The organism is Streptomyces sp. Qhu_M48 (genome assembly GCF_051305195.1).
GTDB lineage: Bacteria > Actinomycetota > Actinomycetes > Streptomycetales > Streptomycetaceae > Streptomyces.
This window is the reverse complement of record NZ_CP195432.1, coordinates 4007090-4032536: the sequence shown is the minus strand read 5'-3', so window position 1 is coordinate 4032536 and position 25447 is coordinate 4007090. Positions and strand designations below refer to the sequence as shown.

Genomic DNA, 25447 nt, shown 5'->3' with positions numbered 1-25447 from the left:
GCCAGTTCTGCCAGTGCTTGGTCGTAGCGCTCCGGGGTCTTCCGTGCGTGGGACGGGCTGAGTACCTGAAGGACTCGGCCCGCCCGGAGATCGGCGCGTACGGCGCGGTGCATCGTTGCCAGCGAGGGGAGCGTGGCGGGTCGGGTGACCATGGTGGTGTGGGTGGTTAGTTGACGGTGCAGTTCGGAGACGTTGCCGCCGAGTTCCTCGAGGCGGGTCCATAACGCCTCGTCCAGCGTGAAGGCATTGTGCCGGTGGGCCGGGGAGTCCCGGGCCTGGCGGGCGGTGGCCAGCCAGCGCCATACCGTTCGTACTGACACATCCACAGCTTCGGCAGCAATATGGATATGGACCGAGGCCAGGGTTCCCGCCTCGTCCAACGCGAGGAGGCGGTGGACCACGGCCCGACGGGCCAGGCGCCGCTCCTGCGACCGAGAGCCGAGTCCCCACATGTCGGCAGTGGGTGGTCGCGACATCGTAGTGCCTGCGTCCGGGTCGTTGGCCGGTGTAGCGGTCATAGATTCCAGGACACCGTGGCTGTTGGGCGAGGAACACCGGAATGGGCATCCTCATGTCAGCCGACTGTCTGGTGTGCTCCGTCCCTTGTGTGGGCCACGACAGCCATCTGGTCACCCCATGACAGCCAAGATCCCTGCGTCAGAATCACGAGGCAGGCAGCTCATGAGGCCTTCAAGGTAGCCGGGGGTCAGTGCCACCCAACCCGCTGACACCACACCACCCACTCACAGCTGGAATTCGCTCCGCGATTTCCAGAAAACCCACCTGCCGGTCAACAGCGGCGCCGAGGACATGGTGCGCCTGGTCGCACCGACCGACCCTGACGAACAGGAAGGAGTCCGGCTCCTGGACCTGCCGGCATGGCTGGAACAGCGCATCGCAACCCTGCCCGTCGGAGCCGGCTAAGCACTGCTGGCGCCCCGAGCAAACACAGGGCCACGCCCGGACAGCGCAAGCGGAGCCAATGTCAGCCGTGATGCCACCGGCCGGTCCAAGTGAACTGCGCCCGTTGACTCCCTACATCCTCGTCTGCGGCACGGTCGGGCGCCGCCGTTGACCCGTCGCGCGCCATGCGGACAGGGCGCCAAGCGCCTGAAGGTGCCCGCAGCCGCCTTCCGGCGGGCCCGGCACACCGGCTCCTGATCCCGGCCCCGGACGCGTCGTCCTGCCCGTGGTCCCGGGCCACCGTGGAGGCGCTGGACGCCGACGCCACCCGGGCCGTCGCAGCATTGGGGCGTGGTGATCCTGCTGCGCGGCTTGCCCCGCTGGATGTCGCAGGAGGCCAGGGATGTTGTCGGTGGCGGCCGGTACGTTGCGACCATGGGTGTCTATCTGGTGAGCGTCACCGCGCAGGACTGGTCACAGCCCGGGGAGGACGGGTACGGGGACGTCGCCGCCGCGTTGAACACCGAGCTGAAGCGGCGCGGGCTGCCCCCTTACGAGCTGCAGGCCGCAGGGGAGGCGCCGGGCTGGTTCGAGGAAAAGGTCAGCCCGTCCATGGACGGCTTCGTGGCGCTGTGCAGGACGCGGCTGACCGATGCGGAGCTGTCGGCACTCCTCGACTGGAGCGTGCTCATGCCCTTCGCACTGGAGGAGGAGATCGTCCTTCCTGTCGGCACCGCGTACTCCGGCGAAGAGACCGTGGTCGCCGGGGCCCCGCAGGTGCTCGCCCTGGCCGAGCGTCTCGCCCGCGTCGTCGAACTGCCCGTGGACGCGATACCGACGGACGAGAACCTCACACTCAGCATGTGGTTCCTGGAGGGCGGGGTGGAACGAACCGCCCGGGCGCGGCCGGGACCGTGGGCAGAGGACCGGGACGCGGCCTTCTACGTGGCTCTCTACCTGCGCGCCGCGCAGTACTCCATGCGATACGGCTGTCCCATGACCTACTCCTGAGCCATCACGTCGGCCGACGATCGAGGGTCGAGGGTCGTGCCCTAGACATCTGCTTTTTGCGGACCGGTCTGCTCAAGGTGGCCGACCCGAGGTTCTTCGCCCCCCGGGCCGACTCACCGGGCCTTCATACGCCCCCATCGTCCGATCTTCCAAGCACACACGGCGCACAGAGAACCCGCATCATCCGCTTGCCAGGTGCTGTGGTGCCGCCACGAGCCCCCGTGCAGCTCCGCGGGGGTCGCCGTACGAAGCCTCTTCCAAGACCGTCAGAAGGAGCTGGAATTCGGCGTCGCCCAGCGCGTGGGTCACCCTGCCGAGCTGCACGGGGCACCGGCTCACGAGAGACGCGGCGAACCGCAGCACGGCCGCCTTGGCTCCTGGAGGCCCCCTGGGACCACGTCGGGGTCTTCAGGAGGTGGCCGACGCCGTCCCAGTCGACCGCCGGATACCGGGCGGAGAAGTCGATCACCGGATGGTCGACCGCGGCCGCCAGTTCCTGGTCATGGATGAGACGCCGCAGCCAGTAACCGTCGCTGTGAGCCCCCAGTAACTTCGTCGCGGCCCGCATCGGCTCATTCACCACCCCCTCCAGCAAACTCTCAGCAAGCTCCTCCTCCGTCGCGCTGTCACTGACCACAGTCATCGGCATCTCCATTCGTCATGAACGCGAACACGCCGGACAATGCGAAGTCATGGACCGGTGGTACTAACCGCGTCTTTCCGGCCGTCGCCGAGTCGACGTCCTGCCGTGCCCATCACCACGACGCCGAGTCAAGTCCTCGCCGCTGCGATTGTCTCTCCCTCGACGGGTCAGCGGCGAGGGCCGAGGGCAAGCTAGAGAGGGAGTCCCGAGACGAGCGCGTTCGGGTGGTGTACATCCCGACCGTCATAGCGTCATCGGCACGACCATCTGTCCGCCGGTGCCGAGCAGAGCGACGCATGCGGTTGCCCACCAGGCTGCGACTGCCGCGGCTGAACCGAGTCCACCGAACGCGGCAGGCCCCGGCGAGCACCAGGCCGGATCCCGCTGCCGCCCGGGAGCTCCGGCACGAACCGGCCGAGGACCACTTCGGTGGCAATCGGCCCAAGTTCCCTGGCACCGAACAGACTGAACGACGCCTGCGGCAGGAGCCGTCCGCCGCAGACGGCACCACACCGGTGAAGACAGACGAGGCCTGGCAGTTAAAAGTCCGCGACGCCCGTCAGTCTGAGTTCAGGCCCCGCCTGTTTGCTGATCTGGTCGAGCGCTGCCGGGGTCGACTGTCGTGGTGGCGATCTGTGCGAGGGCGTCCTGGAGCCGGCGGACGGCATCTTCCGCCTCTATGTACTCCTCGGGAGTCACAAGGACCGTGCCGAAGGTGCCGCCCTGGTCAGCCGGCAGGGCGCGCCAGCGCGGAACCGGTTCGAGTGCGTGGAGGGCGCCGGAGAGGAACCAGGCCATGCGGCCGTGCGTGCGTGCGAGGGCGATGGCCAGGACGGCGAGGGTTTCCCGCAGGTGTGCGAGCCGGTCGATCCGCGGCAGCGCCTCTTGGGTGTCTGCCGGGCGGATGACGTCACGCAGGCCGGTCTCGGCCTCAAGGGCGAGTGCGCGGTCGCCCGGCTCGAGCTTCCACACCTGGTCCTGGATCTGCTGCTCAGCTTCCTCGGCCAGCACCGCGACGATCCTTCGCATGTCCATACGGACCACTCTATGGAACGGATCCCACCGCTCGATACCGCCGTTGTCCGAACGCCCCGGACTCGAGCGGACCGGGGAGCAGCGCGGGCGGGTACGGGGCGCCGGCCCCACGCCGGGCACCGCCCGGACGAGCGTCGACCAGGACCACGGGCACCACCAGGACGTGGCCGATGCACCGCCGGGCCGGGCCGTGGAGGGTCCCTCACAGACTCACAGCCTGCCCGCCCACCAGGCAGAACAGTCTGTGAGTCGTACAGGGGTGGCGTGTCGTGTCGGCCGGGGTTGGTCAGTCGGCCGGCTCGATGGGGGGTGGGGCCGGGTGTTTTCATACCGCCAGGTGATGGCGTGTTCGACCTGGGAGATGGTGAGCCCGGTCTTCTGCGCGAGTTGTTGGGTGCTCAGGCTCGAAGCACGATAGTTGTCACAGGGGCAGGTCTGTCGTCACCGGCGAAGCTGAGGGGCGTTGTCGTCTGCTGAGCCGAGACACGCTAGTTGGAACCTGGCCAAGATTCTTGGAACCGAAGGTCAAGGCGGAAGCCGCGCGGCTCGAACGACGAGGTCGACGCTTCGGGTCGGTCCCAGGTCGAGTACGCGCTGGTCACCGCTGCCGGGTGGTTCCAACTACCGCGTCCCGGCACACGTCTGCGACCGGTCGCTGAGTCGAGTGCCGGGGTGTGTCAGCGTGTGAGGCCGGCGTCGCGGGCCAGGAGTGCGGCTTGTACGCGGTTGGTGACGTTCAGGGCGGTCAGGATGCGGCTGACGTGTGCTTTGACGGTACTTTCGCGCATGCCGAGTGTGTGGGCGATGTCGGCGTTGGTGTCGCCCTCGGCGAGCAGGGCCAGGACGTCCTTCTCGCGGGGGGTGAGGGGCTCGACGCGCTTTCGTGCGGTGGTGGCCTGTGGGCGGTTGGTGTGGTGGTAGCGGTCGATGAGGCGGCGGGCGGCGCTGGGGTGGAGCATGGCGGAGCCGGTGGCGACGAGATGGACGGCGCGCAGGATTTCGGCAGGGTCGGTGTCCTTGAGCAGGAAGCCGTCGGCTCCTGCGGCGAGGGCGTTGTAGACGTATTCGTCGAGGTCGAAGGTGGTCAGCGTGATGACTTTCGGCGGGTGGGGCAGGGCGCGCAGGCGTGTGATGGCGGTGATGCCGTCCATGCGGGGCATGCGGACGTCGACCAGGGCGACGTCGATGTGGTGGGCGGTGGCCTGCTCGATGGCGCCCAGGCCGTCGGCGGCCTGGGCGACGACTTCGATGTCGTCGTCGCCCTCGAGGAGGTCGGTCAGACCGAGGCGTACGAGGGCGTCGTCGTCGACGACCATGGCGCGGATCATGTGCGGGAGCCGTTCTGTTCGGTGGTGGGGTGGGGGATGCGGGCGGCCAGTCGCCAGGTCCCGGCGCCGCCGGGGCCGGCGTTGAGGTGGCCGCCGAGTGCTTCGACGCGCTCGCGCAGGCCCACCAGGCCGAACCCGGAGGGCACCGGCGGAGCGCCGGGGGCGCCAGGAGGGTTGGTGACCTCGATCAGGGGACTGCGCGGACGTCCCCGCCGCAAGCCCCGGCGCCTGTACGCCGACCGTGGCTACGACTTCGACAAGTACCGCCGCCTGCTGTGGAAGCGCGGCATCAATCCGCTGATCGCCCGCTGCGGCGTCGCCCACGGCTCAGGACTGGCAAAGTGCGGTGGGTCGTCGAGCGAGCCTTCGCCTGGCTGCACCAGTTCAAGCGACTCCGCACCCGCTACGAACGCCGAGCTGACCTCCACCAGGGCCTGCTCGATCTGGCCTGCAGCCTCATTTGCCTGCGCCGGCTCCAGAGGGCGGTCAATCGCGCCAGTAGCGGAGACGGGCCTCAGACCCGTTGATACGCACGATGCAGTCCTTGAAGAGCTGAAACTGAGGCTGGCCGTCAACTGGAGCCAGCGTGAGCCCCAGATCCTGCAACGGCTTGGCCAGAGCGACGAACCTGAGCCCATCAGGGTCAGAGCCCTCGTAGGCCGCCCATGCCTCGAACAACGACCTCACGCTTTCCCAGCCCGGCCCCGGAGCGAAGCGCGCCAGGAAGAATGGCTGATCACAGCCGTACTCACTGAGCTCACCGACCAAGACGTCTCCATGCAAGAGCTGCCATCGCGTCATCTGGTGTCCCCCCCACCACCCAGTCGAGTCCGCATCATCGCAGCGCGCAACTTTCTGGCCAAGCGTTCCATTCTGAAACGATCAGTAAAAGAGCGTTTTATCCCGTCCAGGGTTTTTGGCGGTCTTCTGGGTAGCAGGCCGGGCTGGGACTGCCGAGGTCAGGGTCGCTATCCGTGACGTGAGGGGCGGCTGACGCCATTACCGGGCACGTTTCCGCCCTTTCGCTCCTGTCTGATCCCAAGACGCCCCCACTCACTCCCGTTTGCGCCCTGTGGCGGGATGTCGCTCGGCGGAACTATCGAAACATGTCTCGACAGCGCCCGTATCCGAGTGACCTGTCCAATGCCCGATGGGAACTGCTCGAGCCCATTGTGTCGGCCTGGCGGGCCGACCGGCGAGGGAAGGGCCTGGATATCGGGCGGCCGCCCGAGCACGACCTGCGCCGGATCATGGACGCGGTGTTGTATGTGGACCGGACCGGGATCCCCTGGCGCTACCTTCCCCACGACTTCGCTCCGTGGGAAACCGTCTATGGATACTTCGCCGCCTGGCAGAAGGACGGCGTGTTCGACCAGCTCAACGGCCTGCTCCGCCGACTTGTCCGGGAGGCTGCAGGCCGGGACGCCGAACCGAGCGCATGCGTCCTGGACGCCCAGAGCATCAAGACGTCCGCCAACGTCCCGGCCACTGGCCAGGGCATCGACGCGGGTAAGAAAATCGCGGGCCGCAAGCGCCATATCGGCGTCGAGACCCTCGGCCTCCTTATCGCGGTCTGGGTCACCGCGGCCAGCGTCTCCGACAACGCCGGCGGTATCCATCTGCTCTCGCACATCGCCAAGGCCCACCCCAGAATCACCAAGGCATGGGCCGACAGCGGTTATCGAACCAAGGCCATAGACCACGGCGCCACCCTCGGCATCGACGTCGAGGTCACCCGCCGCGACCCGGGCCAGAAGGGCTTCAAGGTCATCCCGCGGCGCTGGGTCGTCGAGCGGACGTTCGGCTGGCTTATGAATCACCGCCGCCTCGCCCGCGACTACGAATCCCACCCGCACCGCTCCGAAGCCATGATCCGCCTCGCGATGATCGACCTGATGAGCCGCAGGCTCACACGAGAGTCGACTCCGAACTGGAAGGACTCATAGCCGCCGGGCCACACTGACCCGCGCGTCCTCGCCCCTCATAGCCTGCGGCCAGCGGTCATCAATGACACCCGCCGCTTCCCGGCAAGCGCGACAGGCATTCCCCAGCTGCGGCAGCCATCCGTAATCAGACGGCGACATGCCGACTTGCTGGACTCCGCACAGCGTCCTGTCGAAGATGCCGAAGGCGTGGGAAACGTCGAGGGGAAGGCCGTCCGCGACCGCCCTTTCCCAGCGCATCTCCACGGGCAAATACGGCTGGAAGCCGATGGCCAGGCCCTCATCGGGCAGGTTCGGGGCGGTGCGGGGGCTCACGTCATCGGCTCCATACGGGTCGCTCGGGCAACAGGTGCCACCCCATCTACGCCCGCCCACAGCCGCCTCGGGCCCCCGGCCGCCGAGGACGCCGTGGGGCGGGAGGATGCGGCGCACAACCAGGCTGCGCCTCCCGCCCCACGGACTGGGCGGCCCCGGGCAGTGCCGCCACGCCGGGCACCGGCCGCCTCCCGGCCGATTCCGCCTGCGGGGAGGGCGGGGGCAAGTCGCGGAGCCAGAAGGTGGGACCGCGGCCACCTGCAGGCCCCGGCACTGCTGTTCCCGCTCTGCGGACCGGCACCCCAAGTTGCCGTTGCAGGCCGCGGGAGCCGGGCGGCCGAGCCGATCACCGGCCGCGACCAGATGCGCAGCTTCGACCCTGCCAGGCCACTTCCGCGCCACATTCCTCGAAAGGCTCCTCGATGATCCGTGCTACGCGCCGCGCCGGTGTGCGGTCCGCCGCCAGTGACACCCCGTGGACCGCGTGCGGTGGTCGGGGCGAGTACCGCTCGCCCCGCCGGTTACGCGCAGTTATGGCCCTCCGGGATGGCGAAGCAGCGGGGCTGCCAGCTGGTCCAGTAGCCGTTGGAGTGGCGCACACGGGCCCAGTCGTTGCCGTCCGAGCCGGTGGCGATGATGTAGAGGAGCGAAGTGCTGTTCTCCTGCTCAGGGGTCGCGTAGATGCGGCTCTGGACCCACCCGCCCATGGACATCCAGCCGTTCCAGGATCCGTCGGACCTGGTCCAGTTCGTCCACACCGCGTGATCGGCACCGACGACGAACTCCTCCTTCGTCCCGTTGGCGAATCTCATGGTCGAGACGCCGTACTCACAGATGTATGTCTGCCCCTTGGTCGAGCAGTAGGTCGCCGCCTGTGCCGGCGACGCCGCGACCCCCACCCCCGCGAAAGCGGCCAAAGCCGCGACTGTCGCGAGGGCACTCTTGAATCCGCGCATGTCCATATTCCTTTGCCGAGTGGCGTGGTCATGTCGGGGAGCGGGAAGAACCAACCCCCCTGCCACCCGACGTGGATATCCTCGCCCTCTCCTCTAACGTCCCACTGGCGCTTCGCTTACGTCCTCGAGATGGAGGGCGGCCTGCCGCAAGCCAGCAAACCGATTGTGCGATACAGAGCCGGCTACACCCTCGCCGTACTGGACCGCATCCTCAGCGAGGACCCATCACAGCCGGGACTCCTGAAGGCCCAAGACGACAAGGTCACAGACCCCACGGGCCGCATTCCGACGCCGCGGGGGCCCGTGGCGGTCGAGTCTCTTCGATCCCCCCGGCCATCAAAGGCTTCCCATCACTGATGACGAAATCGTCGACAGAGCTGTGGAAGCTCAGACATTGGCGGGCAGCCCAGTCACCCTGATCACCTGCGACACCGGACAGGCCATGCGAGGACGCGCAGCCGGCCTCAAGGTGTGCAAGCTCAGGCTCGAACTCGGGGAAGAGCCTCCCTCGAACCAGAAGTAGCCAACGCCTGTGGCACGCCGACAGCGTCCTCGTGAGCGGTCACTTTCTCCCCAGTCGGAATCGGTCAGCGATTCCTCCGAAGAGGGCTTCGGCAGCGTCGACGTGGGCGGCGTTGCGCTGGCCCCGCTCTGCCGGGTCGAGCCCAAAACCGTCCCAGGCCGAGCCGTACTGCTCATCCAGGCCCAGCATCACCGCAGGGGGCCGCTCCCGATAAGCGACGAACGATGGCACATTCCGCACCCCCTCAGACGTGTTGCAACTGGTGCACAGCAGGCCCCGCACGAGACCAGTCCGGTGACAGTGGTCGACCAGTAGCCGCTCAGGGTGCGCGCTGCACATCGCGCAGGCGCCAGCTTGCCAACGCCGGACCGCCTGCGTGGCAGAAAGGTGCACTGGCACCTCTTTGCCGGGGACCCTCCATGTGTGGCAAGACGGCACTCCCTGGCGATCGAAGGTCTCGGCTTCCGAGAAGGTCAGCCGGCCCCGCGTTACGCCTCCCAGCCACTCGCGCTCGACTGCTTCTCGACGGCGCATCTCCTTCATCGCCGACTCGTGGTCCTTGCTCATGAACGCTCCAGCTCGGCGCGCGATGCAGTGGTTAGCTGCTGTCGGCGTACTTGCCAAACACCCCAGACGGGATAAAACGCTCTTTAAGGCCACGCCCCTCCTCGTCCTCTTCTCTGCCTCTGCTGCCTCCCGCCCGGCACACTCGACCTCGCCTCCGGCACGGGTACGGCTCGACGCGAGGCAGGCTGACTCCCAGTCGCTGACGTGGGCTTCGCAGAGTAGAGGTGGCTACGCCTTCCGCGCGGACGTCCAGCCCTGGCGGCGGAGGTTCTCGAAGCCGTCCAGGAGGAGGTCTAGGGCGAATTCGAACTCGAACTGGTCGTCGCAGCCGCCACCGACCGCGGAGCCCCCGTCGTGTGCGGCCGTCGCGGACAGTTCCGCGATGTTCGGGTAGTGCGCCACCAGCCCGGGGTCCGGCGAGCCGGAGGGGCCCGAGGCGTCGAACAGTTCCTGGCTGAAGCCGAGGAGGCGGCTGCCCATCGCGTGCATGACGTGGTGCGTGAGGTCGGCGGAGAGGCCGCCTTCCCGGAAGCTCCCCGCCATCGAGTCCAGGTACGCAAGGACGGCCGGGGTGGGGCCGGTCCGCGACTCGATGACCCGGACCGCCCAGGGGTGGCGCAGCAGGACCCGCCGGGCCGAGAGGATCCGCCCGCGGACCACGTGCCGCCAGTCGGGGCCCGCGGCCGGCGGGTCGATCTCGCCGACGACGACGTCGGCCATGCCGTCGAGCAACTCCTCCTTGTTGGCCACGTGCTTGTAGAGGGCCATCGGGACGACGTCCAGCTCCTGCGCGAGCCTGCGCATGCTGAGCGCGTCGATGCCGGTGGCGTCGGCGAGCGCGACGGCGGCGTGCAGGACGCGTTCCCTGTTCAGGGGGATCCGTTGCGTGCGCGTGGCCTCCTGCCGGGTCATCCGGTAGTGCTCCTTCCCTCCTCGACGGCCTTCTCCTTGACGAGTGTACGCCGTACACCTATGGTCGCCGTCAGGTGTACGGCGTACACCACCATCGAGCGAGGGGTAGTGGAGACCATGAGTCCGGACCGGAGAACCGCGGTGGCCGCCGGGTCGCTGTTCCTGCTGACCGAGGCCGCCGCGATAGCCGGGGCGATCCTGTACCGCCCTCTGTTGGGCGCCGCGGACGGCCGTCTCGCGCAGGGCGCCGACACGCGGGCGCTGCTCGGCGTGCTCTGTGAGGTGGTGCTGGTGGTGGCGGTGGCCGGCACCGGGGCGGCGCTGTTCCCCGTCCTGCGGCGCCACGGCGAGGGCCTCGCGCTCGGGTACGCCTTCGGGCGACTCCTCGAGGCGGCCGTCATCGCCCTCGGGATCGTCGCGGTCCTGGCGCTCGTCACCCTGCGGCGGGACGCGGGGGCGGCGGACGGCGATGATGCCGCGCTGGTGGCCGTGCACAACTGGACGTTCCTGCTCGGGCCCAACATCACCCTCGGGCTGAACAGCGTCCTGCTCGCGTACCTGGCCTACCGCGCACGGCTCGTACCGCGCTTCATCGCCGTGCTCGGACTCGTCGGAGGACCGCTGATCTGCGCATCGGCGGTCGCCGTGATGTTCGGGGCCTACACGCAGCTCTCCGCGGCGGGGGCGGCCGCCGCGCTCCCGGTGTTCGCCTGGGAGCTGGGGCTGGCCGGGTGGCTGATCCTCAGGGGGTTCGGGCCCGGCTCAGGCGCCGCGTCCCGGACAGACGGAGAAGTGGCTGATCCGGCAGGTGTCCGTCGGTGAGACCGACCCGAGCTTCGTGCCGGTGTTCCTGGAGCCTGGCGAGGACCCGCAGGACATGGTCGCCAGCGCCTCGTTCCGCCCCCTTGTGGCGGTTCTCCAGGGTTTGCGTTCGCATGACGAACGTCTGGTCGAGCAGCTCGCTTCCCGGGCGCTCACGAGCGGGAAGCGCAAGGTCCATGTCCGGCGCGACGAGGACGGGCGGATCATTGGCGCCGGCGGCGCGGGCGACCGCGAGGACCAGGAGGACGACGACACGCAGGCCGCCGCCGAAGCGGCCCTGCTCCACTTCTCCAGCCCACGCGACGCCGCGACCATCGCGGCCTTCCTGCGCACCCGGGTCTACCGGCCGGAGTCGCTGGTGTGGCTGGAGGGCTACCAGGCGTTGCTGCGGTGGCGGGCGGAGAACGAGATCACCGGCCTCTACGCCGTGCCCTACGACGTTGAGGTCGAGGTGGGGGTCACGAAGGATTTCCCGCTTGGTCGATGGGTGCATCAGCAGCGGAAGGCGCTGCGGGCAGGTGAACTCCAGGAGCGGCGCAAGGTGCTGCTGGACGCGCCGGAGGCCGGGATGGTGTGGGAACCCGGCGAAGAAGCGTGGGAGAACAAGCTCGCCACGCTGCGATCCTACCGGCGGGCCATGGGACACCTCGCACCCCGACAAGAAGCCGTCTGGGGCGAAGGCGAGGGAGACGGCGAGCAGCTGGCCATCGGACAACTCCTCGCCAACCTCCGCCGCAAAAACGGCCTCGGCAAAGACCCGCAGCGCGCGGAGACCCGGGCCGCGCAGCTCGCGGAGATCGACCCCGACTGGAACTTCCCCTGGCCCCTCGACTGGCAACGCCACTACAAAGTGCTCGCCGACCTCGCCGCCGACGAGAACGGCGGGGTCCTACCCGACATCGCCCCTGGCGTACTGATGGACGGCGACGACATCGGACGATGGCTCCAGCAACAGCAGAAGCCGAGCACCTGGAAGGTGCTGTCCACCGAGCAGCAGCAACGGCTGACCAGGCTGGGCGTACAGCCCGACCAAACCCCGGCCCCCGCCCCGGCGACCGGGCGCGCGGCGAAGGGCCAGAGCAAGGCACAGCAGTCGTTCCAGCGCGGCCTGACCGCCCTCGCCCAGTACGTCAGCCGAGAGGGCGAGTCCACGGTGAAGCGAACCCACCGAGAGAAGATCGTCATCGACGGCCAGGAGCACGATCTGGCCCTGCGGATCTGGTACTCCAACCAGAAACAACGCCGCGACAAACTCAGCGGGGAGCAGCTGGGTGCCCTCCGAGGGCTGGGAGGCGAGTGGGCGTAGGGGCCTTGGTAAGCGGTGCTCTTCCGTTCTGCGGGTCGGCGCGAGGCCGGGTCGGGACCTGCGGGTTCCCAACCCGGCCTCGCGCTGGTTAAGCCTCGCGGTTGCCGAGGGCCAGGAGCAGCTCGGGGAGCTCCCGCAGATGCGGCAGCAGCGCGGTCACCTGCAGCGCCGCCTGCTGAGCGCGGGCCTCGGGCAGGGGCTGGTCGATGTGGGCTGCCCTTGCGTGTGCCCGCATCTGGGCGACGATGCCCGGCAGCAGCTTCACCCCTTCCTCCAGCGAGGTGAGAATCTCATTGAGCTCCCGGCGCAGGCGCTTGACCGCCTGGGTGTCGCTCTCCGGCGGCGCCGCGGTCGCGCCGGGGGTGTGCTGCCCGGTGCTAACGCGGGGGGGGCAGTGGCAGCGGTCTTGGGGAAGGCCCGGTTAAACCAGGCCCGGGTAGCGACCTGCTCGAGGCGGGTGCCGGACTCGTCGACCTGGAGCGGGTCGCGGTCGCCCTCGTCCATGGCCAGGGCTAGCTCCCGCAGCAGGGCCACGGCACGGACCGGGTCGTTGCGCATCGCCGCGATGGGGTTGTTAACGCCGCGGCGGATACGCAGCGACTCCTCGCCGTCGACTGTCTGGTCAGTCGCGCTGTCTCGCAGAGCGAGTCGCTCGTCCAATCGACGATCGTGCGGGCCCGCCAGCACTTTGCTGCCCGGTACCGGCCGGTCGGCGTCTCGTTATTGACGGGAGGGTCGCCCGCCCATGGTCGGTGGGGAGGTGATCGTCGGCCGCGCTGCACGGTGCGGTGTGCTGGCGACGGCGTGGTTGAAGGGGAGGTCTGTGCATGACGAGTGGTGAGACTTCGTTTGGTTCGTCCGAGTTGCGTGAGTCCTACGAGCTGTGCGAGGCGGTGACCAGGCAGTCCCATGCGCCGCTGTGGCGGGCGGGTGAACTGCTGCCTGCTCCGGTGCGCCCGCACATGCATGCTGTCAACGGCTTCGCTCTGTGGACTGACGCCATCGCGGACAGGGGCGGAACCGCGGCGGAGCGTGAGCGGCGGCTTGCCCGTTGGTATTCCGCCGTCCGCGAGGGGCTGCGGTCGGGGGGCAGCGGGCATCCGATGCTGCGGGCGTTCGTGGACACGGTGTGGCGGTGGGATCTTGACCGTGCGGTGATCGAGGAGCATCTGGGCGTCCTGGAGACCGATTGCGTCAGTCCTCCTGTCTTCGAGACGTTCCAGGACCAGCGGCGATATCTGAGGGGGGTGGCGGGTGCGCACTTCGAGCTGTGGTCCCCGCTGGTGGGTCTGAGGGGGCCGGAGGTGCTGGCGCTGATCTCTTTGCTGGGCGAGGCGGGCCAGGTGGTGGACCAGTTCGAGGATATGCCGGAGGACCTCGCTGCCGGCCGGTGTTACCTGCCGCGCGACGATCTGCGGGCACTGGGACTGGAGGTGAGTGACCTTGTGCGCGGTGAACGTCCCGGGGCGCTGGCGGAACTGGTGCGCATGCAACTGGGCCGCTGGAAAGTCCTGCTGGAGCAGGCGGCGCCGGTGACGGGAATGGTGGAGCGCGAGTATCAGCCGTTCCTGCACGTGCTGGTGCTGGGGGCCCATCTGCAGTTCGACGAGGTCGCCCTCCGCCAGGAGCGGGTGTTCACTCAAGGTCTCGAGCCGCTGGTGTCTGCCGACGGGGCCTCCCGCCGCCCTGTATGGGCGCACGCGGAGGTGGACACGGTGCCCGAGCATGTCGCGGTCATCATGGACGGCAACCGCCGATGGGCCTCGGAGCAGGGCCGGCCGGCCTCCTGGGGGCATCAGGCGGGTGGGTGGTCCGCGGTGCGCCTGGTCAACGCCGCACTGCGGCTGGGAGTGCGGCACCTGACCTTCTACGCGTTCTCCACCGAGAACTGGACCCGTTCTCAGGACGAACTGGACGCTTTGTTCGAGAGCATGGGCGATGCGATGGCCCGGGGGGGTGCGGAGTGGCTGCACGACCTGGGGGTGCGGGTGCGCTGGTGCGGGCGGCGTGACCGCATCGACCCGTCGCTGGCCTCCGCACTGACCCTGGTAGAGAGCATGACGTCGAACAACGAGACGCTGACGCTGACCGTCTGCGTCGACTACGGCGGCCGCGAAGAACTGGTCGAGGCCGCCCGCGCGCTGGCCGCCGAAGCAGCCACCGGAGCGATCCGGCCCAAGGACATCGGCCCCGCCGACCTGGACCGGCACATGTACGCACCCGGCCTTCCGGACGTTGATCTGCTGATCCGCACCTCCGGTGAGCAGCGGATCAGCAACTTCCTGCCCTGGCATCTGGCCTATGCCGAGATGGTCTTCGACCCCACTCCCTGGCCCAGCTTCGGCCTGGAACAGCTACGGGAAGCGGTCACCGTCTACGCCGGCCGCCAACGCCGCTTCGGCGGCACTCTCCCCGGACCCACCCGGCCAACAGAGCCAGTCCGCTCAGCAAAGCCGGCTTAAGCCCTCCTGAGCCAGGGCCCGGGCGTCCTGAGCCCGGGCCCAGGCTCACCTCACGGCTTCGGCGGCGTGTACGTGCCAGCTACGGTCACATACCCCAGCACCGTGTCTTCGCTGAACGTGGACGTGCCGAACGTCGCGGTGTACGCCTCGAGCATCTCAGGGGTGGCGTACAGCGGCACCTCACTGAGCCGAACCTTCAGCGGCTTGCCCACCGGAACCTTGTCGGTGGACAGTTTCCCCTTCTCCGCCCCGCACCGGAGGGCCGAGGTGTGTTCGACAGCGAGGCCGTTGACCTTGCACTTTCCCGACGCCAGTTCGTCCTTCAGAGCGCCCTCCAGGTCGGTGAGCAGAACGTTGCCCAGCGGTGTGCGCACCGAGACTCCGCCGTCGAGAGCACCGTCGCCCTTGGCCTTCGGCAGCTTCGTCAGCGAGGGGTCGCCTTTGCCGGAGCGCACGGGGAACCGCACCGCCGGACCACCGGAGGACTTGACCATCTCGGCAGGGGCCACGGCCTCGACCACCGCTCCCAGCCGGTCCAGCTCCGCCTGGACCGGCTGGGACCACCGGACCTCGACCCAGCCGTCGGAGACCGTGCCGTACTTCTCATCCGCCGCGGACGCCGTCCCGGCGAACTGCGCCAGCAAGGGCGCGGCCAGAGCGGCACCCAGAACGTTTCGTCGTGTCGCACTCATCGATGCGCACCATCCTTCCCCGGGCCGTAGGGCACGACCCGCAAGGAATCCTTCAGGCACCCTGCTGCCTGGTCTGCGGAGAGCCCGCAAACCACCCGAAAGGACGCAAGGAAACTCCGGCCGATGACGCGACACCTCAAACGCCAGGGGACGCCACCCTCGCCCAGGACGATCACCTCCCGTGACCTGAGCTTGCCAACTAACGTGCGCCACCCTTGCCAACTACTCAGCGTCACATCCGCCTGGCCAGTGCAGGTCTATACCGTTCCTTGCCAAAAAGACTGCGTCGTCACAAATCTGAAGGGGGGGAGAGTCTCCCCTGCCGGCGCCGGACTCTGTTCACAGGGCCGCGATCCGAGCATCGGTTCCGAGGCGCCGCGATCAGCGGGGCGGCCCGTACGTTGAGGAGCGGACATGCCCGACACCACGCCGCTCGCCGCGATGACCCCGCACGCGGCGATCAGCGCCTTCAACTACCTCCGGGCCGTCCAGGCCGACCGGTGCCGCCCGCGAGTTCGCCGCCACCGAACCGCGGATGCCCGAGCTGCTCGTCGACGTCGCCGAACGCATCGTCGTCCTGGTCACCGCGCTGCCCGGCCCGGAGGCCGGCGAGCCGTGCGAGGACACCTTCGCCCTGGAGGCCCTCGGGCGCGTCTTCGTGACCTCGCTGCGGATCTGGGCGCAGGCAGGGCCGGACACGGCGGAGGGCATCGCCCGCGCCGTCATCGACTTCGCGCAGCAGTTCCTCACCGACTACCACGAGGACGTCGCCGACACCCTGCGCCAGCTGGAGGCCGTCGGCGTGGGCCAGGCCCTCGCTGCGCACCCCGCACCGACCGGTGCGCACCCGGTGCGCCTCACTGCCGTGTACACCCCCATTGACCGCGACCTGATCGCAAGCCGAAACCGGCGATGTCAAGGAGAAACGTCGCGGTAGCAGAGCTGGACAAGGGGTGTAGCGGAGCCGGACAAGGGGGTCGCGCGCGTCCGGCCGCACCCGGACAAGGGGTCGGCCGGTGGCGGGCGCACCAATGCGGTGCGGGCACCGGGTGCAGTGGACCGGCGCGCGAGAGAATGCCGGGCATCGTCGGAAAGTGGTGCGGTGCCGGACGCGGTGGCGCACCATCGCGGTGCGCACCACGGTGGAGTCCATCGTCGTCCGGCGCACCGGAGTGGGGTCCACTCGGTGGAGCCCATCGGGTGGAACCCACTGATTGGAGTCCACTCGATGTTCTGCATCCGGTGGCAATGCGCGACATCGGGGACTCCACTCAGTGGACGGTGCCGGGCCTCGTCACCACAGCCAGGCGTTGGAGTGCCGCACCCGGGACAGGGCGCGGGCATCGCGGCGCGCGGCCGCGTTGCCGATCCGGTTCTGCCGGGAGCGGGGCCGGCGCGAGTTCCTCGCGGCGAGGCGGCGCTTGGCGGCGTCCTGGAGTCGCTTCCGCTGCTTGCGCAGCTCCTCCTTCTTCGCCGCCTTCGACTTCGGCTTCCGCGGGCGCTTCCAGATCGGCTGCCACCCCACGGGCTCATCAGCCTCGGGCTCCTGGTCCTCGTCGAGCGCGGCGGCCATCTGCTCGCGGGCGGCACGGGCGCGGGCGAGGGCTTCGTCGGGGTTGGGCTGGTATTCCGGGGTGTTCACGTGACTCCTCCTGTGGTTCGGCCCGGTGTGTGCTGGGTGCCGGGCTGCTGGGTGTGCTGCGGCGGGACCGCCGCCGGGGCGGGCTGTGGACGCAGGCCGTGGGCGGCTTCGCGCGCCCGCTGGCTGTCCTGGAGCGTGGCGGCCACCTTCGCCGCGGCGGCTTCGAGGGTCTGGCGGGTCTGCTCCACCGCGTCAACGCCGGTCTCCGGCTTCAGGAGGAGGCCGTCTTTCCGGCCGTCGCGGAACGGCCGCGAGTGCGACCTCGAGGCGGCGGGCACCGCGACGGTGTACGGGCGAGGGCGGGAGCCCAGGCGGTCCGCACGGCGCACCGCGTGGGCCCGGACGGCCAGGGCGTCGGCGGCAAGGCGGGCCCGCTCGTACGGGGCCGCCGTGCGGCTGCGGGTCAGCGGGCGCAGCACGGCCTGGTCCTCGGTGTCGCCCGGGTACAGGGCCCGCAGATCGGCGGTCATCCTCCGGCCGCGCCCGACAGGGCGGGTGTAGTCGTCGACGACCGCCTGCACGATCCGTTCGTCCAGGCCCGGCTCGTGGGGTCGGCCGCGCAGGACGTAGGAGAGGTGACGGCGCGCTTCGGCGAGCAGGTGGTGGCGCGCGAACGCGCCGCGCATCACGTACACCACGGCGACGACGTCGATGGCCGCCAGGGCGATGGCGACCACCGGTCGCACCCGCGCCCACACCGCCGCGGCCGCCGCCCGCGCCCGCTCTGCGATCCGGTAGAGGGTGCAGGCGCCGAACGCCCGGATCGCCGAGGTGCGCCAACGCGTCCGCAGCTCGGTCAGCGACAGCGGCTCGGTGCGCTTCGGCGGGCGAGTCTGGTCGGCGGCCTGGCAGGCCAGCGCGTAGGCGGCCCGCTCCCCCGGCGCGTGCCCTTGGCGTTCCTCGTACCTGGCGGTCAGGACGGGCAGCGCGTCCTCGATCTGCTGGCGGCGGGTCGACTGCCAGCCGATGAGCCGCCGGTCGATCCCGGCGATCTCCATCACGGGCCGGCGGCCCGGAGTCACCTCGCGCGGCTCCCACGCCCACCCGAGCCGAGCCGTCACCTCCTCCATGAACAGGAGGGTGTAGAGGGTGTCGGCTGCGACGATGTGGGCGACCATCGAGTCCGCGGAGAGGTTGCCCCATGTCCCGTCCGGCCGCCGGGCGCGGTTCGTGCCGCCCGTGTGGCGCCGGATGCGGGTGCCGTCGTCATTCTGGGGACGGTAGGTATCGGTGCCGGTCTCAGCGTTGGCGGTCGAGGCGTCGTCGCGCACGAGCTCGGTGGTCTTGCCGCCGAGTGACATCACCGCGTTGTGGGACACCCAGCACAGGTCACTGGTGTTGGCCGTGTTGTTGGGCGTTCCTGCGGTGAGGGTTTTGGTGTCGTCCTTGCAGGAGCGGTAGCGGCGTTCGATGTGGCCGGGGTCGTAGTCCCAGCCTTCGCCGATCCACGAGGCCTGGGGAGAGGAGACGGATGTCCTTCCGTCCACGGTCTGGGAGTTGTAGTTGAACGAGATGTTGGGGGCGGGGCCTGCCGGGGCCGGGGGGATGGCGAGGGGGTAGCTCCAGGTGAAGGCGCCGGAGGAGCCTCCCGCCGACCAGTTTCCGCTGGAGGCGAGCGGGGTCGCCTTGAAGGAGTCGGCGCTGCCCGCGCCGGAGTCGACGGCGCCGACGACCGCCTTGTCACCGCCTGTGGCTACGGGTGTGGCGGTGGTGTAGGAGGCCTGCATAATCGCGGGCCCGGAGTAGGGGGTGCTGCCGGGGGGCGGAGGCGGGTGTCGTGGTGCCGTCGGCGGCCGGGTCGACGGTCGCGGTGATGGAGTTGGTGGTGCTGCTGCTGACCGTTTCCAGTTCCGTGTAGGCCTGGCATGCCTCTGCGCGGGGGTTGGTGAGGTAGCACTCGGGGAATTGGACGAGGCGCAGGCGGGTGGACCAGTCGGCGCCGTAGAGGTTCTCGAACTTGCCGTAGTCGAGTTCGACCTTGATGGGGACGGATCCGGTGGCGGGGGCTTCGACGGTGACGAGGGTGCCGACGGTCAGGGCGCGGTCGATGCCGTCGTTGATTTCCTTGGTGCGGTCGATGACCGTGGCGGCCCAGGTTCCGGTGGGCATGGGCTGGCCTTCGGCCTGGCCGAGCTTGACGGGGACGTTGGGTACCGGCTTCGGGACGCTGGCCGCCGCGGCAGCGGCCTCGGTCCTCATTGCCGCGCTGAGGGCGGTTCCGAAGGAGACGGTTCCTGTGCTGGCCGGCGGTGGCGTCGTGGTCCCGGCGGGGGCCTGCTGCAGGTCTGTGGGGACTTCTACCTTGAGGGTGTCGAGGTCCTTCTCGAGTGTCTCGCCCTCGACGGCGTACACGTGAACGTGCAGGGCCGCGTACGGATGAACGTGCAGGGTTCCTGATGTGCTGAGGTTCAGGGTTCGGCACTCTGCTGGCTGTTGGTCGAGGTCGCAGAGATGGGATGGCCGTGGTCCTGGATCCTCAGCGCTGGCTGGAGCTACGGCGCTTTCGTGGCCTGGTCGAGTCCGGAGCGATGAGCCTGACCGAGGTCGCCAAGGAGACGGGCCTGAACTGGCGGACGGTCAGTAAGTACTCGGCAGCCGACGGACCCGCCGCGCCTCCGCGCCGCTCGCCGAACGGCCGGTCACGGGTCAGAGTGATCGACGAGTTCGCGCCGCTGGTCGACTCGATGCTGCGGGCGGAGATTTTGATGAAGGCCGCGGTGATCCACGAGCGGCTCGCGGCGGAGTACGGGTTCACCGGCAACTATCAGCGGACCAAGCTCTACGTCCAGGAAGCCCGGCCCCGGATCGCCGAGGAACTCGGCATCACGCCGAATGAGCTGGCGGGCATGCACCGCCGTTTCGAGGTGATCCCCGGAGCCCAGGCTCAGGTCGACTGGGGCGACGAGGGAAAGATCCTCGCCCACATGGGCATCCCGAAGGTCTACTCCTTCCACATGACGCTGTCGTACTCGCGCGACCCGTTCTGCTGCTTCACCACCAGCCAGGACCTGCAGACGTTCTTCGACTGCCACCGCCGCGCGTTCGCGCACTTCGGCGGGGTGCCGATGACGATCGTCTACGACCGCACGAAGACCGTCGTCCGCCGCCACGTTGCCCCAGGCGAGGCGGTCCCGCTGCACCCGGAAGCGGTCGGGTTCGCCGGCCATTACGACTCCGACATCGACGTCCTGGCCGCCTACCGGCCCACGGGAGAGGGACGTGTCGAGCGCCAGGTCTTGATCGTCCGCGACCACGTCCTGTCCGGCCGGTCGTTCTCCTCCGTCGAGGAGATGGACGCCGCCTTCATCACCTGGGTCCCGCAGCGACGGGCCCAGGCTCACCGGACCCACCAGCAGATCATCGGGGAACGGGCGGCACGTGATCACGTGGCTCTCCGGCCTCTTCCGCCGACTCCGTATCTGGTGGCCGAGCGGCATCTGCGTCCGGTCGGCAAGGACGGCCTGGTCGCCTTCGGCGGCAACCTCTACTCGGTGCCCGCCCGCAGGGTCCGCCCCCGGCGGCTGGTGGAGATCCGGGCCACAAAGTCGCAGATCATGCTGCATTCCACCATTGCCGACTCCAGCGGCGAGACACTGCTGGCCACCCATCCCCGGGCGATCGGCCGCGGGGTCCGCGTCGTCGAAGAGGCCCACTGGGACGGCCTGCCCACGGGCAAGGGACGCCGGACCACCACCGGCGATGTCCTGCCACAGCCCCGTCGTGAACGTCCTCGGGGCGAGGAGACAGGTCCTCTGCAGGCTCTGCTGAACCGGGCCGCGGCCACCCATATCGAGGTCGGCCGACGGCCGCTGTCGGTCTACGACGAGCTGACCGGAACCCGTCCCTTCACCATCCACCCGAGCACGAGGGAAACGTCTTGAGCGAGCTGGTCAGCATCCGCATTCGCAACACGGCCGGCAAGCTCGGCCTACCCCACCTCGCGGAAACCATCAGGGAATACACCCGACGGGCCGACGAGGGGAAGATGGGCTACCTCGACTTCCTCGACCTGGTTCTGTCCGAGGAACTGGCCGTCCGCGATGACCGCCGCTTCCGCCTGGGCCTGCGGCTCTCGAAGCTGCCGCACCACAAGACGCTCGACGAGTACGACTTCTCCGGTGCGACACGAAGTCGCTCCGATTGAGTAAGGGCGGTCACATGAAGGAGGGATAAGACGGTCGTCCTTCGGGCCAGTATTCGGGCCCGTCTCCGCGCTCACATGCGTCGCTGGTAACGGCGGGGTGTGAAGCTGAGCGCTCAAGCCCAAGGGCACCCTGGCCATCGGGGAGCCACAAGGCGAGGGGAAGGCTGGACGGGCGAACGCAAGTGAACCCCTGATGATGCCTCGTCATCGTAAAACCACTGGATGGCATGCAATCCATGGTCAAGGACCCGGTGCTGAGATGCGCCAAGCGCCCCCAGGGCAATGAGACCCCGGGTGGGAATACCGCTGGTCCCGGGGTAAAGGGGGCGCCCACCCCAGTCGATTCTCAACGGAGTGGAACGTGGAAACCCCGTCGAGGTCCAAGCCAAGGCTTGGTAGGCCGACCGCAAGGAGAGCTGAACTCCCCGGCGGGAGAAGGATGATCCAAGAAGCGAAGGCCGGCGGGCCGAAAGGCCAGAGGAAACCGGGAGACGGGACCTTCACTCGTTTCGCGCATAACTCGTCGGATACGGGCCCTGGTGGCTCGGCCCGAAAGGGCGCCCACGTGGATCAGGTGAGCCTTTGAAGCCACCACCGCAAGAGCGCTGGAACCGAGGGGCAAGTTAGATGCCGGAGGTGCACATGGGAGTCACGACTACCGTCGAGGCACTCGCGCCTGCGGTGAACGGACCCGAGGACGCGAACCTCGACTGGCACAGCATCGACTGGGCAACCTGTGAGGGAAACGTACGGCGGTTGAGGCAGCGGATCTTCAAGGCGACGCGGGATGGGGACCTGAAGAAGGTCCGCAACTTGCAGAAGCTCATGCTGCGGAGCCGAAGTAACACGCTGGTCAGCGTGAAGCGGGTGACGCAGCAGAGCAGTGGCCGCAAGACCGCTGGCATCGACGGGGAGCGAGCCCTCACCCCCATGGCGAGAGGCACGCTGGCGACCGAGATCCATCGGTCGTCCCACCCCTGGAAAGCCAGGCCGGTCAAGCGAGTATTCATCCCGAAGAGCAACGGGAAGCAGCGGCCCCTCGGGATCCCGGTCATTCGTGACCGGGTCCTCCAAGCGCGGGTAAAGAATGCGCTGGAGCCCGAGTGGGAAGCACGGTCCGAGCCGAGGTCTTACGGCTTCCGGCCCGGCACCGGACAGTCCACGGGAGTGGATCAACTGGTTCGCGGCCTCGAAGAAGATGCTCCACAAGCATCACTTCACCTACCGGCGAGACGGCGGCACGGACGAGCGGAACAACCTTCGCCTCGTGCACTCCGAATGCCACCGTCAGCATCACGCAGGCGATGGCAAGCGGGCCACACAACCCTGCTGACCTGCGAAGCCCTCGCGGCTTGCTTGAGCCGGATGCGCTGAAAGGCGCACGTCCGGTTCTGAGGGGGCCGGATCACGGCAACGTGATCCGGCTACCCGACTCCAGCCCGACCTCGACCCGCGCAAGGTCAAGGATCTTGCCACTCTCTCGTTCGTCGAGGGCAAGGCGAACGCCGCTCTGCTCGGGCCGCCCGGGGTCGGCAAGACGCACATCGCCGTCGCCCTGGCCGTCGCGGCCTGCCGGGCCGGCTACTTGATCTACTTCACCAGCCTCGACGACACGGTCCGCAACGTCAAGGCCGCCGAGACCGCCGGGCGTCTGACGAACAAGCTCGGAACGTACCTGCGGCCTGGCGTTCTCGTGGTCGACGAGGTCGGCTACCAGCCCCTCGAACGAGCCGAGGCGAACCTGGTCTTCCAGGTCATCTCCAAGCGCTACGAGAAGGGCTCGATCATCCTGACCTCGAACAAGACCTTCAGCGAATAGGGCCAGGTCTTCGGCGAGGTCCTCGCCACCGCCATCCTCGACCGGCTCCTCCACCACTGCGAAGTGATCTCCATCAACGGCCCCAGCTACCGGCTGAAGAACCGTCTCCAGGCCATCGAGGGAGAGAACGACGTGGCCTGACCGGCTGCGATCAGGACGCCGGATCCTCGCCCGGCGGGATGAAGGCGTCGGCACCATCAGCGTCCTCGACATGCCCCTGGGCATCGACCGTGATGGCCGTCGCCCGCCCCTGCGACGTGATGAGCCAGGCCAGCACCTGTTCCGTCAGCGGCGTTCCCCCTGGTCCCTCGTCCTTCCAGTGCACCCGCCACCCTCCACCTGGCACGGCGGCCACGACCTGGTCGGCTCGCTCCAGGTGGGAGAAGTCCTCATAGTCCGTCACCGCACGCAGGGCGCCGCGCTTGGGATCGACGACCAAGGCCGTCCCGGTCGCCTGGTCCCAGCCCTCCACACGCACCATGCGGCCGATCTCGGTGTCGGTGCCGTTGAAGATCGCGGTCCAGCCGGTCTGATTGAAATAGCGAAGAGACACCGCGCCATCATCTCGAACCACGACGCTCGCGCTTCACAGGGCTCCTTGCTCTGCACGTTCATCCGTACGCAGCTCTGCACATAGACGAGTACGCCGACACCGGGCTGGAAACATGCACACAACGGGTCTCACAAGCAGGTCCGCGCCCGCGTCGACCATGTCTTTGCCCGCATGGAGACCTGGAAGATCCTCCGCGACTGCCGCCTCAAAGGCGACGGAGTGCACCACGCCATGCTCGGCATCGCACGGATGCACAACCTCGCTCTCGCCGGATAGGCCACAGCCGAACAGCCGCCCACCATGCCCGAGACCACTCAGAGATCATTCACGGGACAGCCCTTAGGCCGTGTATCGAAGTTGGATCTTGAGCTGTGGATGATCGTGGTCCATGGCGCGGGGAGATCTCACGGACGAGCAGTGGGCGGCGCTGGCGCCGTTGTTGCCAACGGGCAGGAAGATGGGCCGGCCGCCGGTCTGGTCTCGGCGGCGGCTGATCGATGGCATACGGTTCCGGGTCCGGACCGGTGTTCCGTGGCGGGACTACGACCTGTTCCGCCGGTGGCAGCGGAACGGCACCTGGCACCGGGTCCTCACCCGGCTGCAGTCCCTGGCCGACGCGGAGGGCGGGATCGTGTGGGACCTGAGCGTCGACTCCACGGTGTGCCGTGCCCACCAGCATGCGGCCGGGGCCCGCAAGCGGGGCGACCTGCAGAAGGAACCACCCGGCGGTGTGCATGAAGAGCCCCGTGATCACGGGCTGGGGCGTTCGCGCGGTGGGTTCACCACCAAGCTGCACCTGGCCGTCGAGCAGGGACAGAAGCCCATGGCAATCGCGGCGACCGCGGGCAGCGCGGGGACTCGCCGCAGTTCGAGCCGGTGCTGGAGAAGATCCGTGTGCCTCGCATCGGGCCGGGTCGGCCACGCGTCCGTCCCGATCGCGTGCGGGCGGATAAGGCCTACGCCTCCCGAAAGAAGCGCGCCTACCTGCGCCGACACGGGATCCGCTGCACCATCCCGGACAAGGCCGACCAGGCGCGCAACCGCCAGAAGCTCGGTTCGCGCGGCGGCCGGCCTCCGCATTTCGACCCGGTTGACTACCGCGAGCGTCATGCGGTCGAGTGCGGGATCAATCGCCTCAAGAGGCACCGCGCTGTCGCCACCCGGTACGACAGACTTGCGGTCCGCTACGAGGCGACGTGCTGGTCGCGGCCATCAACGAATGGCTGTGATCACCACGTGGCCACGTCTCAAGCCCATACCGCTTTGACCACCGCGTGGCCTGCCGAAGCCGCCTGCCCGTAGAACTCTTGGAGGTCCCTGTGATGTTCGATGTGTTCCTGTTTGGTCCAGCCGAGGGCACTGAACCTTGCCTCGACGACGCTCCACAGCTCGTCGAAAGAGACAGCCGTAAGGAACTGCGCCGCCTGTGACACCTCGGGCGGCTCCAGAAGCATCAGCGGGGGATCGGAGGGGTCGGCGTCAGCGCTGTGGGGTACCGGGCGGCCGCCGTAGATCGGCAGATTCCAGGGCTCGTCGGCGTCTGTAGAGAGGGCATTGGCTGCGGTGTAGAGGTCGTGGACAGCGTCCCAGCTCTTGTTGATCGAGTGGGCGATGCCCAGACCGGCGGCGGTGAGTATCGCGGGGACGAAACGGGCAAATACGTCGCGCAAAGTGCGCTCGCCCGGAGCCTTGAACCGGTCGGTAAAGGGGTCGAAGGGGCAGCCCAGCCGGGCCAGGACATCCTGGTCGCAGCGGCGTACCCACTCGGCAATGGCGGTCAGGAGTTGTGTCCGGCGCTGGTGAGTGCACATACGCCGACCGCGAGCAGCGTTGCCAGCCGAAACCGCACCCCACGCGGATTCCTCGGATCT

At 68.7% G+C, this 25447-nt stretch carries 22 protein-coding genes and 7 pseudogenes; 14 read left to right on the top strand and 15 right to left on the bottom strand.

The window, feature by feature from the left end; translation table 11 throughout:
• Positions 1-1338: 1338 nt before the first annotated feature.
• Positions 1339-1914 (top strand): hypothetical protein, encoded by a 576-nt coding sequence (locus ACRRSS_RS18450; protein WP_435972215.1) that lies wholly within the window; start codon positions 1339-1341, stop codon positions 1912-1914.
• Positions 1915-3127: 1213 nt separating this feature from the next.
• Here the strand turns inward: ACRRSS_RS18450 and ACRRSS_RS18445 are convergent.
• The 3 genes and pseudogenes from ACRRSS_RS18445 to ACRRSS_RS18435 form a co-directional block, all read right to left on the bottom strand.
• Positions 3128-3592 carry a hypothetical protein gene (locus ACRRSS_RS18445; protein ID WP_435972214.1) on the bottom strand — a complete coding sequence of 155 codons (465 nt, stop codon included), beginning with the start codon at positions 3590-3592 and terminating at the stop codon, positions 3128-3130.
• A 677-nt stretch (positions 3593-4269) separates the two neighbouring features.
• Complete coding sequence (locus tag ACRRSS_RS18440; protein WP_435972213.1) at positions 4270-4920, bottom strand: response regulator; 651 nt, start codon at positions 4918-4920, stop codon at positions 4270-4272.
• Positions 4917-5120: pseudogene (locus tag ACRRSS_RS18435) on the bottom strand (two-component sensor histidine kinase); the annotation flags it as partial. The gene ACRRSS_RS18440 and the pseudogene ACRRSS_RS18435, both read right to left, overlap by 4 nt.
• Between ACRRSS_RS18435 and ACRRSS_RS18430 the strand changes: the two are divergent.
• Positions 5098-5447 (top strand): annotated as a pseudogene (locus tag ACRRSS_RS18430) (transposase); the annotation flags it as partial. The pseudogenes ACRRSS_RS18435 and ACRRSS_RS18430 sit on opposite strands and share 23 nt — an antisense overlap.
• Here ACRRSS_RS18430 and ACRRSS_RS18425 read toward each other — a convergent pair.
• Positions 5407-5688, bottom strand: coding sequence for a hypothetical protein (locus ACRRSS_RS18425; protein ID WP_435972212.1), 282 nt, complete (start codon positions 5686-5688; stop codon positions 5407-5409). The pseudogene ACRRSS_RS18430 and the gene ACRRSS_RS18425 sit on opposite strands and share 41 nt — an antisense overlap.
• 338 nt (positions 5689-6026) lie before the next feature.
• Here ACRRSS_RS18425 and ACRRSS_RS18420 point away from each other — a divergent pair, with 338 nt between their 5' ends.
• Positions 6027-6866: an IS5 family transposase gene (locus tag ACRRSS_RS18420; RefSeq protein ID WP_435972211.1), complete on the top strand. Its 840-nt coding sequence runs from the start codon at positions 6027-6029 to the stop codon at positions 6864-6866.
• Here the strand turns inward: ACRRSS_RS18420 and ACRRSS_RS18415 are convergent.
• The 4 genes from ACRRSS_RS18415 to ACRRSS_RS18400 form a co-directional block, all read right to left on the bottom strand.
• Entirely contained in the window at positions 6861-7178 is a 318-nt protein-coding gene (locus ACRRSS_RS18415) for a hypothetical protein (protein WP_240660044.1), read from the bottom strand. The two genes, ACRRSS_RS18420 and ACRRSS_RS18415, sit on opposite strands and share 6 nt — an antisense overlap.
• Positions 7179-7699: 521 nt before the next feature.
• Positions 7700-7990 (bottom strand): hypothetical protein, encoded by a 291-nt coding sequence (locus ACRRSS_RS18410; RefSeq protein WP_329286870.1) that lies wholly within the window; start codon positions 7988-7990, stop codon positions 7700-7702.
• 706 nt (positions 7991-8696) lie between these two features.
• The gene (locus tag ACRRSS_RS18405; RefSeq protein ID WP_402079176.1) at positions 8697-9224 is read right to left on the bottom strand and encodes an endonuclease domain-containing protein; all 528 of its coding nucleotides are present in this window, start codon (positions 9222-9224) and stop codon (positions 8697-8699) included.
• A 228-nt stretch (positions 9225-9452) separates the two neighbouring features.
• Positions 9453-10136 (bottom strand): TetR family transcriptional regulator, encoded by a 684-nt coding sequence (locus ACRRSS_RS18400; protein ID WP_435972210.1) that lies wholly within the window; start codon positions 10134-10136, stop codon positions 9453-9455.
• Between the two features lie 117 nt (positions 10137-10253).
• Here ACRRSS_RS18400 and ACRRSS_RS18395 point away from each other — a divergent pair, with 117 nt between their 5' ends.
• Complete coding sequence (locus ACRRSS_RS18395; protein WP_435972209.1) at positions 10254-10958, top strand: DUF4386 domain-containing protein; 705 nt, start codon at positions 10254-10256, stop codon at positions 10956-10958.
• 16 nt (positions 10959-10974) lie between these two features.
• A pseudogene (locus tag ACRRSS_RS18390) lies at positions 10975-12264 on the top strand (helicase associated domain-containing protein); the annotation flags it as partial.
• A gap of 88 nt (positions 12265-12352) precedes the next feature.
• Here the strand turns inward: ACRRSS_RS18390 and ACRRSS_RS18385 are convergent.
• Complete coding sequence (locus tag ACRRSS_RS18385) at positions 12353-12529, bottom strand: hypothetical protein (protein WP_435972208.1); 177 nt, start codon at positions 12527-12529, stop codon at positions 12353-12355.
• 562 nt (positions 12530-13091) lie between these two features.
• On the opposite strand from ACRRSS_RS18385, the gene uppS reads away from it, so the two are divergent.
• Positions 13092-14726 (top strand): polyprenyl diphosphate synthase, encoded by a 1635-nt coding sequence (uppS, locus tag ACRRSS_RS18380; protein ID WP_435972207.1) that lies wholly within the window; start codon positions 13092-13094, stop codon positions 14724-14726.
• 50 nt (positions 14727-14776) lie between these two features.
• Here the strand turns inward: uppS and ACRRSS_RS18375 are convergent, their stop codons facing one another.
• Complete coding sequence (locus ACRRSS_RS18375; RefSeq protein WP_435972206.1) at positions 14777-15418, bottom strand: hypothetical protein; 642 nt, start codon at positions 15416-15418, stop codon at positions 14777-14779.
• A 535-nt stretch (positions 15419-15953) separates the two neighbouring features.
• Here ACRRSS_RS18375 and ACRRSS_RS18370 point away from each other — a divergent pair.
• Entirely contained in the window at positions 15954-16355 is a 402-nt protein-coding gene (locus ACRRSS_RS18370) for a hypothetical protein (protein ID WP_435972205.1), read from the top strand.
• A 357-nt stretch (positions 16356-16712) separates the two neighbouring features.
• Here ACRRSS_RS18370 and ACRRSS_RS18365 read toward each other — a convergent pair whose 3' ends face one another.
• The 3 genes from ACRRSS_RS18365 to ACRRSS_RS18355 are packed head-to-tail and all read right to left on the bottom strand — an operon-like array spanning position 16713 to position 19412.
• Positions 16713-17060, bottom strand: coding sequence for a hypothetical protein (locus ACRRSS_RS18365; protein WP_435972204.1), 348 nt, complete (start codon positions 17058-17060; stop codon positions 16713-16715).
• The gene (locus ACRRSS_RS18360; RefSeq protein ID WP_435972203.1) at positions 17057-18787 is read right to left on the bottom strand and encodes a relaxase domain-containing protein; all 1731 of its coding nucleotides are present in this window, start codon (positions 18785-18787) and stop codon (positions 17057-17059) included. Before ACRRSS_RS18360 ends, ACRRSS_RS18365 begins: the two co-directional genes overlap by 4 nt.
• Positions 18741-19412, bottom strand: coding sequence for a hypothetical protein (locus tag ACRRSS_RS18355; RefSeq protein WP_435972202.1), 672 nt, complete (start codon positions 19410-19412; stop codon positions 18741-18743). Before ACRRSS_RS18355 ends, ACRRSS_RS18360 begins: the two co-directional genes overlap by 47 nt.
• 176 nt (positions 19413-19588) lie before the next feature.
• Between ACRRSS_RS18355 and istA the strand changes: the two genes are divergently transcribed.
• The 5 genes and pseudogenes from istA to ACRRSS_RS18330 all read left to right on the top strand — a co-directional run.
• Complete coding sequence (istA, locus tag ACRRSS_RS18350; protein WP_435972201.1) at positions 19589-20941, top strand: IS21 family transposase; 1353 nt, start codon at positions 19589-19591, stop codon at positions 20939-20941.
• Positions 20938-21177 (top strand): annotated as a pseudogene (locus ACRRSS_RS18345) (ATP-binding protein); the annotation flags it as partial. The gene istA and the pseudogene ACRRSS_RS18345, both read left to right, overlap by 4 nt.
• Before the next feature lie 669 nt (positions 21178-21846).
• Positions 21847-22359 (top strand): annotated as a pseudogene (locus tag ACRRSS_RS18340) (reverse transcriptase N-terminal domain-containing protein); the annotation flags it as partial.
• Positions 22292-22537 (top strand): HNH endonuclease, encoded by a 246-nt coding sequence (locus ACRRSS_RS18335; RefSeq protein WP_435975370.1) that lies wholly within the window; start codon positions 22292-22294, stop codon positions 22535-22537. The pseudogene ACRRSS_RS18340 and the gene ACRRSS_RS18335, both read left to right, overlap by 68 nt.
• Before the next feature lie 102 nt (positions 22538-22639).
• Positions 22640-23164 (top strand): annotated as a pseudogene (locus tag ACRRSS_RS18330) (ATP-binding protein); the annotation flags it as partial.
• 10 nt (positions 23165-23174) lie between these two features.
• Here ACRRSS_RS18330 and ACRRSS_RS18325 read toward each other — a convergent pair.
• A complete protein-coding gene (locus ACRRSS_RS18325; RefSeq protein ID WP_435972200.1) occupies positions 23175-23576 on the bottom strand; it encodes a hypothetical protein in 402 nt (133 codons plus the stop codon).
• A gap of 90 nt (positions 23577-23666) precedes the next feature.
• On the opposite strand from ACRRSS_RS18325, the pseudogene ACRRSS_RS18320 reads away from it, so the two are divergent.
• A pseudogene (locus ACRRSS_RS18320) lies at positions 23667-23852 on the top strand (IS5/IS1182 family transposase); the annotation flags it as partial.
• 112 nt (positions 23853-23964) lie between these two features.
• Positions 23965-24878, top strand: a protein-coding gene (locus ACRRSS_RS18315) for an IS5 family transposase (protein WP_435972199.1) whose coding sequence is annotated in 2 segments (ribosomal slippage) — positions 23965-24418 and positions 24418-24878 — 915 coding nt in all. Because the reading frame shifts where the segments join, the coding sequence is not laid out codon by codon here.
• Here the strand turns inward: ACRRSS_RS18315 and ACRRSS_RS18310 are convergent.
• Positions 24824-25387: a DUF1877 family protein gene (locus ACRRSS_RS18310; RefSeq protein ID WP_435972198.1), complete on the bottom strand. Its 564-nt coding sequence runs from the start codon at positions 25385-25387 to the stop codon at positions 24824-24826. The two genes, ACRRSS_RS18315 and ACRRSS_RS18310, sit on opposite strands and share 55 nt — an antisense overlap.
• Positions 25388-25447 lie beyond the last annotated feature (60 nt).